Origin of the sequence: Curvibacter sp. APW13 (assembly GCF_032337135.1) — a bacterium.
Lineage (GTDB): Bacteria > Pseudomonadota > Gammaproteobacteria > Burkholderiales > Burkholderiaceae_C > Allorhodoferax.
This window is the reverse complement of the sequence record NZ_JAVXZZ010000002.1, coordinates 840,826-853,591: the sequence shown is the minus strand read 5'-3', so window position 1 is coordinate 853,591 and position 12,766 is coordinate 840,826. Positions and strand designations below refer to the sequence as shown.

Here is a 12,766-nt window from a genome sequence, read left to right as displayed (position 1 = left end):
CCATGCATTACTTGCCGTGGCGCTTGCCGGGGTTCTTCTTCGAACGGGTGGCAACACCGCGCTCCAGGCTGACGCGTTGGCCACGGCCGGGGGTGGGGATGCTGGTGCCGTTCGGGGGCACGGGGCGCGGAGTGGCTTTGCGATCGGCTTCGGTAACAATCTTGTTGCCCATTTTCTTGTCCTGATGTTGGTTGGTGGTCGAAAACCCGCCATTTTACCTGCTAATCGGCCCTGGCGGGCAAAGGTGGTATCAAGAGCGCTGTGGAAGCTTTTCGGCCCGGTACAGCGCCATGTCGGGCGGCTGGGCGGCGCAGCGCGTCAGGTCCGCCACGAATTGCCGCGACGCGGGAACCCGGAAATGCGCCTGCAGTGTGGCGTCATCGACCCACTCTTCGACGAACACCAGCCGATTCGGGTTTTCACAGTCCACATGCACGGCATGGGAGATACAGCCCGGCTCCTGGCGCGAGCGGCGCACGTGCTCCAGGCTGACGGCCTGCGCCTCGGCCAGGCAGCCTTCCCGCACCAGTACACTACCCAGCACTACGACCATGGCATCACCTCCCGCAGGCGTCTCAACCCGCTGCACGCAGGGCCTTCTTCAGGTCCGCGCCCAACGAAGGCTTGTAGGCAAACGGATCGCTGGGGTTGCGGATCTGCATCACGTCTTCCAGGCGGGTCTGCACGCTGCTGAGCGACTGCGGGTGGCTGAACACGTAGAAACGGTTGGCGGCAATGGCGTCGAACACCATCTGCGCTACCTCGGCGGCGGTAACCTTGCCGCTGGTCACGGCCTTTTCGGACATGGCCTGGCCAATCATCTGGCTGCGGGTGGGCTTTTCCTCCGCCATGCCTTCGGGGCGGTTGCGATGGCTCTGGTGGATGCCCGTGGGCACGAAGAACGGGCACAGCACGCTGGCCGACACCTGGTCGGTCACCAGCGCCAGGTCCTGGTACAGGGTTTCGGTGAGCGACACCACGGCGTGCTTGCTCACGTTGTAGATGCCCATGTTGGGCATGTTCACCATGCCGGCCATGCTGGCGGTGTTGACGATGTGGCCGGTCCAGGCCGGGTCTTGGGCGGCGGCTTCGAGCATCATGGGGGTGAAGGCGCGCACGCCGTGCACCACACCCATGAGGTTCACGCCCAGCACCCAGTCCCAGTCCTTGAGGGTGTTTTCCCAGATGAGGCCGGCCGAGCCCACGCCCGCGTTGTTGAACACGAAGTGCGGGGCACCGAAGCGCTCGCGGGTGGCCGCGGCCAGCGCATCCACCTGCTCGGCCTTGGACACGTCCACCTGCATGGCCAATACCTGGGCACCGGCAGCACGCATTTCGGCGGCGGAGCGCTCCAGGGCGTCGGCCTGCACGTCGGCCAGCACCAGGTTCATGCCCAGTTTGGCACCAATGCGGGCGCACTCCAGTCCGAAGCCGGAACCGGCGCCGGTCAATACGGCGGTCTTGTTGTGGAAGTCGGTGATCATGGTTTGGTATCCAATGGAAAGGTGGAAATCAGCGCTCGGCCTTGCGCAGCACAAAGCCGATGCGGGGGAAATGCACGTGCACCAGGCCCGCGCGTTCGTCGGTGCGGCGCAGGATGAAGCGGTCGGCCGTGGCGGCCACCAGCTCACCCGTGGTGGGCTCCTGGCCAAAGGACTCGGCGCTGACGCTTACCTGCGAGCCCAAGGCAATGCCATGGTCGTCCACGAAGGCACCAGTGGGCAAGGCGGCTGGTGCGGCGGCATTGGCACAAAGCTCAATGGCTTGCTGCGACTTCATCTTTTCCATGGAGCCGTGGCCGATGGCCGCCATGCGGTCCATCCAGGCCGTCACGTGGGGAAACGGCGCAAACACCGAGGCCAACGCCGGGGTGCAGGTGCGCGTGAACCACAGGCCGTGGTAGGCAGAGAAGTCGGCAATGCAGGGCTGCGCGCCCAGCAAGTAGGTGCTCAGGCCCAGCATGCCTTCCAAGCGCTGCAGGTAGCCACGGTAGGCCGTGGCGGCATCGCCGGGGCGCAGGCGCGTCATGCCGGCTGACATGGCAGCGCGGTCCTGTGCAAAGGCGGCGGCGGCTTCTGGCGGCGCACCTTCAAAGAAACCTGCCGCCCCCTTGGGCTGGAAGCTGTAGCCCAAGGCAGCCCAGAACAAGGTGGAGTCGGCCCACTGGGCCAGCACCGTGGCGACTTCCGGCTGGGTAGCGCTGCGCAGGCTGGGTGTGGGCTGGATGTCTTCGAGCACCTGGGCCACCAGGGCGGTGTCGCAGTACACGTCGCACCCGATCTGCAGGAACGGCGTCTTGCGGTAGCCACCGGTGAGCGCCACCACGTCGGGCTTGGGCGCGATGGACGGGACGATGACCGATTTCCAGGCCAGGCCCTTGTAGCCTAGGATCAGGCGGACCTTTTCCGAAAACGGCGACGCCGGGTAGTGGTGGAGGATGATGTCTGCCATGGTGCTCGTTTCAATCGCTATGGTTTTGGTAGCTGCCTACGCAATATCTGTGAGGGTCAGGTGCCAATTCAGTCGGTAGATATGCCGCTTTCCGGGGTACGCAGGCCCTGCACGCTCTTGGCACCCGTGGGCAGACGCTTGACGTACTTGAAGGTGCCGGTCGCGTGGGCACAGGCCTTGCCCTGGGCGTCGCGCACGGTAGCCTGGGTAAAGGCCATGGTGGCGGTGCGGTGCATCAGTTCGCCGTGGGCCGTGAGCGGGCCGAGTGCCGGCTGCATGAAGCTGGTCTTCATCTCGATGGTGACCACCCCCATATCGGGCGTGATGCTGCGCGCAGCCGTGGCCATGCTCACGTCCAGCAAGGTCATGAGTGCACCGCCGTGGGTCACGCCAAACGAATTCAGGTGCTCGGGCAGCGCCTCGTAGCGGATTTCCGAGCGCCCGCCCTCGAACAACGTGAGCACAAAGCCCAGGTGGCGGACAAAGGGGATGTCCACCCCGAAACCGACGGCCTTGTCGAACAAATTGGCTGACAAATCATCCTCCGGTAACGACGCTCACGCCACCGTCCACCGCCAGCCACTGGCCGGTGATGTGCTTGCCAGCGTCCGACGCGTACAGCACGCACAGGCCCTTGAGGTCTTCGTCATCGCCGATGCGGCGCAACGGAGCGTGGGCCGCCAGGTTCTCTTCACCGGCCATCTTCAGAATGCCGGCGGTCATTTTGCTGGGGAAGAAGCCCGGGCAGATGGCGTTGACGGTGATGTTGTACTTGCCCCACTCGGCTCCCAGCGTGCGGGTGAAGTTGATGACTGCACCCTTGGAGGTGTTGTAGGCAATGGTGGTCATGATGGCCGGGTTGCCGTTGAGGCCGGCAATGGAGGCCACGTTGATGATGCGACCCTGCTTGCGCGGGATCATGCTGCGCTTGGCAATGATCTGGCTCAGCAAAAAGTAGCCACGCACGTTGAGGTTCATGACCTTGTCCCAGGCCTCGATGGGATGGTCTTCGGCCGGCGCGCCCCAGCTGGCCCCGGCGTTGTTCACCAGGATGTCCACGTCGCCCATGCGCTGCAGTGTCTCGTCGGCCAGGCGCGCGATGTCTGCGTCCTTGGCGCAGTCGGCAGCCACCCAGCGGGCGTCAATGCCGGCGGCCTGCAGTTCGGCAACAGCGGCTTCCAATTCGTCTGCCTTGCGCGAGGAGATCATCACCTTGGCTCCGGCCTCGCCCAGGGCATGCGCCAGTTGCAGGCCCAGGCCGCGCGATCCGCCGGTGATCAGGGCGGTTTTTCCAGTCAGGTCAAAAAGCTGTTGAACGGTACGTGTCATGGGATGTCGGTCCGGTGTATGGCAAAGGTTGTTGGTCCAGCGGCGATTGTGCCCGTGGGCGCACCGAGGGCTTGTCGCACGGGCGATAAGAACTCGGCAGGCTTTCAGCTTGTAATTAACCATTCGGTGAATTAATATCAGCTGATGCCCGCAACCGACCCCCTCAGTGCCACCTTCGCCGCTTTGGCCGACCCCACGAGGCGCGCCATCTTGGCACGACTGTCGCAGGGCGAAACGTCCGTCGCTGAGCTATCCAAACCGTTTTCCATCAGCGCGCCCGCGGTTACCAAGCACCTCAAGGTGCTTCAGCGCGCCGGGCTGGTGCGCCAGGGCCGACAAGCCCAATGGCGCCCTTGCCAGCTGCAGGCGGCGCCACTGCGCGAGGCTGCCGACTGGGTGGCGCAGTACCGCCAGTTCTGGGAACAGAGCCTTGACCGCCTGGAAGACTATCTGGCGGAACTGCAAGCCAAGCCGGTGTCCGATACCACTCTCCAACCCGCCCGCCGAAAGCGAAAACCATGAACAGCACCACAGGCCTCCCCTTCGTCATTTCTCGCCATCTCAAAGCCCCGCGCTCGCTGGTGTGGGACGTGTACACCCAAACCGAGCATCTGCAGCATTGGTTTGGCCCGAAAGGGGTGACCATGTCCCACGGTGCCATGGACTTTCGGGTGGGACAGACCTTTCACTACAGCCAAGCCCTGGAAGGGGGCGGCACCTTGTGGGGCATGTGGAACTTCCGCGAAATCGTGGCACCGGAAAAGATCGTCCTGATCCAGCACTTCTCAGACGCGAGTGGAGGCGTGACCCGCAACCCCTGGAACCCCGGCTGGCCTCTGCGTACGCTCTCGACCACCACGTTCGCAGAGCAAGACGGAGGAACCCTGCTGACGATCCAGTGGGCGCCCCTGGACGCCAGCGACGATGAGCAAGCCACTTTCCTTGCGGGCCACTCCAGCATGAACCAGGGCTGGGGAAGCGTGCTGGACGGTCTGGTGGACTACCTTTCGCTGCTGCAGACTCCCTGAGAACTCCGAGGCGCACGCGCTTCGGAGCCGCGGGTCAGAAAGCGTCTTCGGCCATCTGCGCGCAGGTGGGGTCGCGGCTGGCCACCACGGACAGCCAGGCACCAATCTTGGGCAACTCGTAGTGGAAGAAGTAGCGCGCGGCCGCTACACGCCCCTGCGTGCTGGGTTGTGCCTGGGTGGCATCGAGCTGCAGCGCCGCGTGCGCCACATCGAGCCAGATCCAGGCCAACACGGTGTGGCCGAAGGCCTGCATGTAGGGCACGGCATTGGCCAGCGCTTCTTCGGGTTGGCCGGTGCTCCAGGCCTGCTGTGTTGCAGCCGCAATGTCCTGCAGCGCCTTGCCCAGCGCCTTGGCGTGCGCCGCCAATGCGGGCACAGGCAGCGCCTTGGCAATGGTGGCCTGCACGCGTGCCGCCAGCAACTGCAGTCCCCTGCCCTGCTCCATGAGCACCTTGCGGCCCAGCAGGTCCATGGCCTGGATGCCGTGCGTGCCTTCGTGGATCATGTTCAGGCGGTTATCGCGCCAGTACTGCTCCACCGGAAAGTCACGCGTGTAGCCGTAGCCGCCGTGGATCTGAATGGCGAGCGAATTCGCTTCCAGGCACCATTCGCTGGGCCAGCTCTTGGCGATGGGGGTCAGCACCTCCAGCAGCAGGCGGGCCTCGTCGGCCGCGTCGCCACCGGCGGTGTGGTGCTCGTCCACCAGACGGGCGCAGTACAGCTCCAGCGCCAAGGCGCCTTCGCCATAGGCCTTCTGGGCCAGCAACATGCGCTTGACGTCGGCGTGTTCGATGATGCGAGCTTGAGGCGCAGCTGCATCTTTGCCCGCGCCAGTGATGGGTCTGCCTTGCGGTCTATTCTTGGCGTAGTCCAGCGATGCGTAGTAGCCGGCCAGGCCGAGCATGGTGGCGGCAATGCCCACGCCGATGCGCGCCTCGTTCATCATGTGGAACATGCACTGCAGCCCCTTACCGGGCTGGCCCACAAGGTAACCCACGGCGCCGCTTTGCCCGTTGACCGGGAACTGGCCTTCGCCGAAGTTCAGCAGCGTGTTGGTCGTGCCGCGCCAGCCGCACTTGTGGTTCAGGCCCGCCAGGGCCACGTCGTTGCGCACACCGGTGAGCTGGCCCTGTGTGTCCACCAGCTTCTTGGGCACGATGAAGAGCGAGATGCCACGGGTGCCGGGCACCAGCTTGCCGTTCTCGTCCGGAATCTTGGCCAGCACGAGGTGAACGATGTTCTCGGTCAGCTCGTGGTCGCCATTGGAGATCCACATCTTGTTGCCCTTGAGGCGGTAGCGCGGGCCCAGCGCGTCGGTGGCAAAGTCCGCACCATCCGGAACGGCACGGGTGGCCACGTCGCTCAGGCTGGAGCCAGCCTGCGGCTCGGACAGGCACATGGTGCCGGCCCAGCGCCCGGAAAACTCGTTCAGGGCAAACACTTCCTTCTGCAGCGGCGTGCCATGCGCCATGAGCAGGTTGGCGTTGCCCACCGACAGCAGGCTGGCGTTGATGCCGACCGAGGCGCAGGAGAAAAAGGCATTGGCCGCCGCCTCCACGCTGTAGGGCAGCTGCATGCCACCAATGTCGTAGTCCTGCGCGGCGCTGAGCATGCCGGATTCGGCAAATGCCTTGAAGGCATCGTGCGAAGCCTGGGGCAGCACGACGCGCAGGCTGCCGTCGGGCTCCGTCACCGTGCGCGGCTCCTCCACGTCCACCAGCCGGTTGAACGGTGCGTATTTCTCGCGGGCAATGCGCTCGCAGGTGTCGAGCACCGCGTCCATGGTTTCGCGGTTGTGGTCGGCATAGCGCTCACGGGCGGCAAGCTCGGTGGTGTGGAGCCAGTCGTGGAGCAGGAAATCGATGGTGGTACGCAGGGTCATGGCGGGGCCTGAAGAAAAAAAGCCGGAGCCGCATTCTTGCGTACTCCGGCGCGCACAGCGAAGCGTCTCTGTCGTGTTGGTGACGACTACCGGTCCCACTCCCAAAGGCGGTTTACACCACGAATACGGCTCTTCAAGCCTGAATCGTCGACCTTAAAGCTGGCCTTTCCTTTGCTGCCGGAATCACACTCGTATTCGATGGCAAATGCTCCCGATTTTTGGGATTGAAATTCATGCAGGGAGAAACGCTCGTCGTTCGGACAAAGCCCTTGCTGTATTCCTTTTGACCACATCACAGGTTCTTGTTCAACATCCGCGATATACAAGGTATCGACTTGATTTTCATAGGCACCAGAACACATTGTCGCGATGTAGTTCCTTGCGAAGACTATCTCCCCACGCCCACATTCCGTCTTCGTCTCGATCTTTCTGCCGGTTCGTTTATCAACGAGCAACCATCCGCCCCACTCCCATCCAAAAAAGTCGAAGCGCCAGTACCGGTCGGACTGACTATCGGGCACCCATTCGTACTGATCACCTTTGTAATCCGGATCATCCTTCGTTGGATAGCCAAATTTGACGAAAGTGACCCCTCCATTAATCAGTCGAATCTTGTAGTGCGCGTTTTCACAATCCGCCAAATGAAGTGAGATGGGGGGCTTAGAGGCCCTTAGCTTTGCTCTTTCGCCACTCAGTAGGAAATCTGAGCTGTGGGCATTCTCAGCGTTCACATAAACGTTGCAGCGCTTGACGAACGATTGGACGGTCGGGTCGACAGGCGCCCGCGCATTGCCTTGAATGGGGAGAACACAGAGAAACCAAGCGATAGCAAATACGCGTAGGGTGATCATGTTGTGGAAATGTGCTTTGTCAGTACCATGAATGAATCCTAGCCCACCGCAGACAAATTGACAGAAAAAAGCCGCGCAGCCCCTGTGGAGAAAGCGCGGCCAGCTACAAAGAATGTAGCGACTTGCTGGTACTTACAGTACCTCAAACACCCCGGCAGCGCCCATGCCGCCGCCGATGCACATGGTGATACACACGCGCTTGGCACCGCGGCGCTTGCCTTCGATGAGGGCGTGGCCGGTGAGGCGCTGGCCAGAGACACCGTAGGGGTGGCCCACGGCGATGGCGCCGCCGTTGACGTTGAGCTTGTCGGCGGGGATGCCCAGCTTGTCGCGGCAGTACAGCACCTGCACGGCGAAGGCTTCGTTGAGTTCCCACAGGTCGATGTCGTTGATGCCCAGACCCAGGCGCTTGAGCACCTTGGGGATGGCAAACACGGGGCCAATGCCCATCTCGTCGGGTTCGCAACCCGCCACGGCAAAGCCCAGGAAGCGGCCCAGGGGCTTGAGGCCCTTCTGCTCGGCCAGCTTCTCGTGCATCACCACCACAGCACCGCCGCCGTCGGAGAACTGGCTTGCGTTGCCCGCGGTGACCAGGCCACCGGGTACGGCCGAGCGCAGGCCCTTGATGCCGTCGTAGGTGGTGCCGGGGCGGATGCCTTCGTCATCACTCACGGTGACCTGCTTGGTCATCAGGCCCATGACCTTGTCGGCCACGCCCATGGTGACGGTGATGGGGGCGATCTCGTCCTTGAACAGGCCGGCGGCCAGAGCGGCAGCGGCCTTCTGCTGGCTGGCGGCACCGTACTCATCCATGGCTTCGCGGCTGATGTTGTAGCGCTTGGCCACGTTCTCGGCGGTTTGCAGCATGTTCCAGTAGATCTCGGGCTTGTTCTTCACCAGCCAGGGGTCGCTGAGCATGTGCTGGTTCATTTCCTGACCGGTGCAGGAAATGGCTTCCACGCCACCGGCCACATAGATGTCGCCTTGGCCCGAAATGATGCTTTGTGCGGCGGTGGCGATGGTCTGCAACCCAGAGGAGCAGAAACGGTTGATGGTCATGCCCGACACGGTCACCGGGCAGCCAGCGCGCAGGGCGATCTGGCGGGCGATGTTGGCACCGGTAGCGCCTTCGGGCGTGGCACAGCCCATGATGACGTCGTCCACCTCACCGGCTTCGATGCCGGCGCGCTGGATGGCGTGCTCCACGGCGTGGCCGCCGAGGGTGGCACCGTGGGTCATGTTGAAGGCACCCTTCCAGCTCTTGGCCAGGGGGGTACGGGCGGTAGAAACAATAACTGCGGATGTCATGGTGATTCCTTGATTCTGTGGGCTTGAACGGCGGCGGCTCAGTTGAAGGTCTTGCCTTCAGCGGCCAGGCGGGCCAGCAGCGGCGCGGGTTGCCAGAACTTGGCGTCGTCCAGCGGGTTCTGCGCGAAGCGGTTCATGGCCTGCACCACGTTGAACAGGCCCACTTCGTCGGCGTAGTTCATGGGGCCACCGCGGTGGGGAGGGAAGCCGTAGCCGAAGATGTAGACGATGTCGATGTCGCTGGCCTTGTTGGCAATGCCCTCTTCCAAGATGTGCGCGGCTTCGTTCACCAGGGCGAACACCAGGCGCTGAACGATTTCCTCGTCGGAAATCTTGCGGGGGGTGATGCCCAGTGCGGCACGGTGGTCGGCAATCATCTGCTCCACTTCCGGGTTCGGGATCGCATCGCGCTTGCCTTCGACGTAGTCGTACCAGCCCTTGCCCACTTTCTGGCCGAAGCGGCCCTTCTCGCACAGCAGGTCGGCGGTCTTACTGTATTTCATGTCGGGTTTTTCCTGGTAGCGGCGCTTGCGGATGGCCCAGCCGATGTCGTTGCCGGCCAGGTCGCCCATGCGGAACGGGCCCATGGCCATGCCGAACTTCTCCATGGCCTTGTCCACTTGCGCGGGGGTGCAGCCTTCGTCCAGCAGGAAGCCGCCCTGGCGGCCGTACTGTTCGATCATGCGGTTGCCGATGAAGCCGTCGCACACGCCGGAGACCACGGCGGTCTTCTTGATCTTCTTGGCAATGCCCATCACGGTGGCCATCACGTCCTTGGCGGTCTTCTCGCCGCGCACCACTTCCAGCAGCTTCATCACGTTGGCCGGGCTGAAGAAGTGCAGACCCACCACGTCTTCGGGGCGCTTGGTGAAGGATGCAATCTTGTTCACGTCCAGCGTGGAGGTGTTGGAGGCCAGGATGGCACCGGGCTTCATCACGCGGTCGAGCTCCTTGAACACGGCTTCCTTGACGCCGATCTCCTCGAACACGGCTTCGATCACCAGGTCGGTGCCGGTCAGGTCGTCGTAGCTCAGCGTGGTGGAGAGCAGGCTCATGCGCTGCTCGTACTTGTCCTGCTTGAGCTTTTTCTTGGCCACTTGGGCTTCGTAATTCTTGCGGATGGTGGCAATGCCGCGGTCCAGCGCTTCCTGCTTCATTTCCAGCATCTTCACGGGGATGCCGGCGTTCAGGAAGTTCATGGCAATGCCGCCACCCATGGTGCCGGCGCCGATGACGGCCACCGAGTTGATGGCGCGCACCGGTGTGTCGGAAGGCACATCGGGAATCTTGGACGCGGCGCGCTCGGACAGGAACAGGTGGCGCAGGCTGCGGCTCTCGGCAGTCCACATCAGGTTGATGAAGATCTCTCGCTCGACGGCCATGCCTTCATCGAACTTCTTCTTGGTGGCGGCTTCCACCGCGTCCACGCACTTGGTCGGGGCGGGAAAGTTCTTGCTCATGCCCTTGACCATGTTGCGGGCGAACTGGAAGTAGGCGTCACCCTGGGGGTGCTTGCACTTGAGGTCACGCACCAGCGGCAGGGGGCGCACATCGGCCTTCTCGCGGGCAAAGGCAATGGCTTCTTCGAGCACCGACTCTGCCGAGGCAGCCATCTTGTCGAACAGCTTTTGGCCCGGGGCCATGGCCAGCATTTCGCTCTTGATGGTCTCACCGCTGACGATCATGTTCAGGGCGGGTTCCACGCCCAGCACGCGTGGCAGGCGCTGCGTGCCGCCAGCACCGGGCAGCAGGCCCAGCTTCACTTCGGGCAGGGCCACGCCGGTGCCAGGGGCGACCACACGGTAGTGGCAACCCAGCGCCAGTTCCAGACCGCCACCCATCACCACGGTGTGGATGGCAGCAACCACCGGCTTGGAGGAGTTTTCCAGCACGCCGATCACGCTGTTGAGGTTGGGTTCCTGCATGGCCGTAGGCTTGCCGAACTCCTTGATGTCGGCGCCGCCGGAGAATGCCTTGCCGGCACCGGTGATGACGATGGCCTTCACGGCGGCATCGGCATTGGCCTTGGACATGCCGTCTGCGATACCCTGGCGGGTGGACAGGCCCAGCCCGTTGACGGGCGGATTGTTCAACGTAATCACGGCGATGTCGCCCTGGACTTGGTATTGCGCTGTCATGTGGTCAATCCTCTTTAAAAATAGAACGATCGTTCTTTTTTGATTGTAGGGGGGAATTCGGAGGTGTGAACAGGGCCGATGTCACGACTGGGACAAACCCTGATGAAAGGGCTGCCGCCCGCACAGGGCGGCACCCAAAGAAGGGTCAGACGCCGGGCAGGCGGTAGTCCTTGAGCAGCTCGCGCAGCTTGGTCTTCTGCATCTTGCCGGTGGCGCCGAGCGGTATGGCTTCCACGAACACCACGTCGTCGGGGATCTGCCATTTGGCCGTCTTGCCTTCGAAAAAGGCCAACAGCTCCTCGCGTGTCACGTCCATGGCCGGCTTCTTGACCACCGCAATGATCGGGCGCTCGTCCCACTTGGGGTGCTTCATGCCAATGCACGCCGCCATTGCCACTGCCGGGTGGGCCATGGCAATGTTCTCCACGTCGATCGAGCTGATCCATTCGCCGCCGGACTTGATGACGTCCTTGCTGCGGTCGGTGATCTGCATGTAGCCATCGGGGTCGATGGTGGCCACGTCGCCGGTATGGAACCAGCCATCGGTCAGCACATCGCCGCCTTCGTGCTTGAAGTATTCGCTGATGATCCAGGGGCCGCGCACGTACAGGTCGCCGAAGGCCTTGCCGTCCCACGGCAGGTCCTTGCCCGTATCGGGGTCGACGATCTTGATGTCCACCCCGAACACCGCCCGGCCCTGCTTCAGCCGGATCTTCATCTTGGCATCGGCGTCCAGGTTCAGGTGCTTGTTCTTGAGCGTGCAGACCGTGCCCAACGGCGACATTTCGGTCATGCCCCAGGCGTGCAGCACTTCCACGCCGTACTGGTCGTTGAAGGCAGTGATCATGGCCGGCGGGCAGGCCGAGCCGCCGATAACCGTGCGCTTGAGCGTGGAGAAGCGCAGATTGTTCGCCTGCATGTGACCCAGCATCATCTGCCACACGGTGGGCACACCGGCCGCGAAGTTCACCTTTTCGCCTTCGATGAGCTCGTAGATCGACTTGCCGTCCATGGCCGGGCCAGGGAACACCAGCTTGGCCCCGGTCATGGCGGCCGAATACGGCAAGCCCCAGGCGTTGACGTGGAACATGGGCACCACCGGCAGCACCGTGTCACGCGAGCTCATGCTCAGTGCGTCGGGCAGTGCCCCTGCCAGCGCATGCAGCATGGTGGATCGGTGGCTGTACAGCGCCGCCTTGGGGTTGCCGGTAGTACCACTGGTGTAACACATGCTCGATGCCGAGTTCTCATCGAAACTGGGCCATTCGTACTGGTCGCTTTGGCCACCGATCCAGGCCTCGTAGCTCACCAGGTTGGGAATGCCGGTGTCAGCAGGCAGCTTGTCGGCGTCGCACAAGGCCACATAGTGCTTGATGGTGGTGCAGCGGCTGTGCACGGCCTGCACGATGGGCAGGAAGCTCATGTCGAAGCACAGCACCTGGTCTTCGGCATGGTTGGCGATCCAGACCACCTGGTCAGGGTGCAGACGCGGGTTCAGGGTATGCAGCACGCGCCCCGAGCCGCTCACGCCGAAGTACAGCTCCAGGTGGCGGTAGCCATTCCAGGCCAGGGTGGCCACGCGGTCGCTGAAGCCCAGCTTCATGCCCTCGATGGCATTGGCCACCTTGCGTGCACGCACCCCCAGGTCCTTGTAGGTGTAGCGGTGAATGTCGCCTTCCACCCGGCGCGAAACGATTTCGCCTTCGCCGTGGTGGCGTTCGGCGAACACCAGCAGCGATGAAATCAACAATTCGTGGCTTTGCATCAGACCCAGCATGC

At 63.1% G+C, this 12,766-nt stretch carries 13 protein-coding genes; 2 read left to right on the top strand and 11 right to left on the bottom strand.

Annotation, left to right across the window (positions count from 1 at the left end; genetic code table 11):
- Positions 1–7: 7 nt before the first annotated feature.
- From RQP54_RS12210 to RQP54_RS12185, 6 genes are all read right to left on the bottom strand, one after another.
- Positions 8–172, bottom strand: coding sequence for a hypothetical protein (locus RQP54_RS12210; protein ID WP_315678592.1), 165 nt, complete (start codon positions 170–172; stop codon positions 8–10).
- A 78-nt stretch (positions 173–250) separates the two neighbouring features.
- On the bottom strand, positions 251–553 hold the full coding sequence (locus tag RQP54_RS12205) for a putative quinol monooxygenase (protein WP_315678591.1): 303 nt from the start codon (positions 551–553) through the stop codon (positions 251–253).
- A 22-nt stretch (positions 554–575) separates the two neighbouring features.
- Complete coding sequence (locus tag RQP54_RS12200; protein ID WP_315678590.1) at positions 576–1,484, bottom strand: SDR family oxidoreductase; 909 nt, start codon at positions 1,482–1,484, stop codon at positions 576–578.
- A 28-nt stretch (positions 1,485–1,512) separates the two neighbouring features.
- Positions 1,513–2,451 (bottom strand): glutathione S-transferase family protein, encoded by a 939-nt coding sequence (locus RQP54_RS12195; RefSeq protein ID WP_315678589.1) that lies wholly within the window; start codon positions 2,449–2,451, stop codon positions 1,513–1,515.
- A 68-nt stretch (positions 2,452–2,519) separates the two neighbouring features.
- A complete protein-coding gene (locus RQP54_RS12190; protein WP_315678588.1) occupies positions 2,520–2,987 on the bottom strand; it encodes a PaaI family thioesterase in 468 nt (155 codons plus the stop codon).
- A gap of 1 nt (position 2,988) precedes the next feature.
- Positions 2,989–3,780: an SDR family oxidoreductase gene (locus tag RQP54_RS12185; RefSeq protein ID WP_315678587.1), complete on the bottom strand. Its 792-nt coding sequence runs from the start codon at positions 3,778–3,780 to the stop codon at positions 2,989–2,991.
- Positions 3,781–3,924: 144 nt separating this feature from the next.
- Between RQP54_RS12185 and RQP54_RS12180 the strand changes: the two genes are divergently transcribed.
- Both RQP54_RS12180 and RQP54_RS12175 read left to right on the top strand, forming a co-directional pair.
- Positions 3,925–4,302, top strand: coding sequence for a metalloregulator ArsR/SmtB family transcription factor (locus RQP54_RS12180; protein ID WP_315678586.1), 378 nt, complete (start codon positions 3,925–3,927; stop codon positions 4,300–4,302).
- Entirely contained in the window at positions 4,299–4,808 is a 510-nt protein-coding gene (locus RQP54_RS12175; protein WP_315678585.1) for an SRPBCC domain-containing protein, read from the top strand. Before RQP54_RS12180 ends, RQP54_RS12175 begins: the two co-directional genes overlap by 4 nt.
- Before the next feature lie 34 nt (positions 4,809–4,842).
- Here the strand turns inward: RQP54_RS12175 and RQP54_RS12170 are convergent, their stop codons facing one another.
- The 5 genes from RQP54_RS12170 to RQP54_RS12150 all read right to left on the bottom strand — a co-directional run bounded on the left by RQP54_RS12170 (position 4,843) and on the right by RQP54_RS12150 (position 12,764).
- A complete protein-coding gene (locus RQP54_RS12170) occupies positions 4,843–6,690 on the bottom strand; it encodes an acyl-CoA dehydrogenase (RefSeq protein ID WP_315678584.1) in 1,848 nt (615 codons plus the stop codon).
- Positions 6,691–6,776: 86 nt separating this feature from the next.
- On the bottom strand, positions 6,777–7,541 hold the full coding sequence (locus tag RQP54_RS12165; RefSeq protein ID WP_315678583.1) for a hypothetical protein: 765 nt from the start codon (positions 7,539–7,541) through the stop codon (positions 6,777–6,779).
- A 132-nt stretch (positions 7,542–7,673) separates the two neighbouring features.
- On the bottom strand, positions 7,674–8,849 hold the full coding sequence (locus RQP54_RS12160) for an acetyl-CoA C-acyltransferase (RefSeq protein ID WP_315678582.1): 1,176 nt from the start codon (positions 8,847–8,849) through the stop codon (positions 7,674–7,676).
- A gap of 38 nt (positions 8,850–8,887) precedes the next feature.
- Positions 8,888–10,987, bottom strand: coding sequence for a 3-hydroxyacyl-CoA dehydrogenase NAD-binding domain-containing protein (locus RQP54_RS12155; RefSeq protein WP_315678581.1), 2,100 nt, complete (start codon positions 10,985–10,987; stop codon positions 8,888–8,890).
- Between the two features lie 145 nt (positions 10,988–11,132).
- Positions 11,133–12,764 carry a 3-(methylthio)propionyl-CoA ligase gene (locus RQP54_RS12150; RefSeq protein ID WP_315678580.1) on the bottom strand — a complete coding sequence of 544 codons (1,632 nt, stop codon included), beginning with the start codon at positions 12,762–12,764 and terminating at the stop codon, positions 11,133–11,135.
- Positions 12,765–12,766: the final 2 nt, after the last annotated feature.

What these genes read in the sequence shown, in the direction of transcription:
- RQP54_RS12200 (WP_315678590.1), bottom strand. Translation starts at nt 1,484, where the DNA reads ATGATCACCGACTTCCACAACAAGACCGCCGTATTGACCGGCGCCGGT.
- RQP54_RS12180 (WP_315678586.1), top strand. Translation starts at nt 3,925, where the DNA reads ATGCCCGCAACCGACCCCCTCAGTGCCACCTTCGCCGCTTTGGCCGAC.
- RQP54_RS12205 (WP_315678591.1), bottom strand. Translation starts at nt 553, where the DNA reads ATGGTCGTAGTGCTGGGTAGTGTACTGGTGCGGGAAGGCTGCCTGGCC.
- RQP54_RS12150 (WP_315678580.1), bottom strand. Translation starts at nt 12,764, where the DNA reads ATGCTGGGTCTGATGCAAAGCCACGAATTGTTGATTTCATCGCTGCTG.
- RQP54_RS12175 (WP_315678585.1), top strand. Translation starts at nt 4,299, where the DNA reads ATGAACAGCACCACAGGCCTCCCCTTCGTCATTTCTCGCCATCTCAAA.
- RQP54_RS12210 (WP_315678592.1), bottom strand. Translation starts at nt 172, where the DNA reads ATGGGCAACAAGATTGTTACCGAAGCCGATCGCAAAGCCACTCCGCGC.
- RQP54_RS12185 (WP_315678587.1), bottom strand. Translation starts at nt 3,780, where the DNA reads ATGACACGTACCGTTCAACAGCTTTTTGACCTGACTGGAAAAACCGCC.
- RQP54_RS12155 (WP_315678581.1), bottom strand. Translation starts at nt 10,987, where the DNA reads ATGACAGCGCAATACCAAGTCCAGGGCGACATCGCCGTGATTACGTTG.
- RQP54_RS12170 (WP_315678584.1), bottom strand. Translation starts at nt 6,690, where the DNA reads ATGACCCTGCGTACCACCATCGATTTCCTGCTCCACGACTGGCTCCAC.
- RQP54_RS12165 (WP_315678583.1), bottom strand. Translation starts at nt 7,541, where the DNA reads ATGATCACCCTACGCGTATTTGCTATCGCTTGGTTTCTCTGTGTTCTC.
- RQP54_RS12195 (WP_315678589.1), bottom strand. Translation starts at nt 2,451, where the DNA reads ATGGCAGACATCATCCTCCACCACTACCCGGCGTCGCCGTTTTCGGAA.
- RQP54_RS12160 (WP_315678582.1), bottom strand. Translation starts at nt 8,849, where the DNA reads ATGACATCCGCAGTTATTGTTTCTACCGCCCGTACCCCCCTGGCCAAG.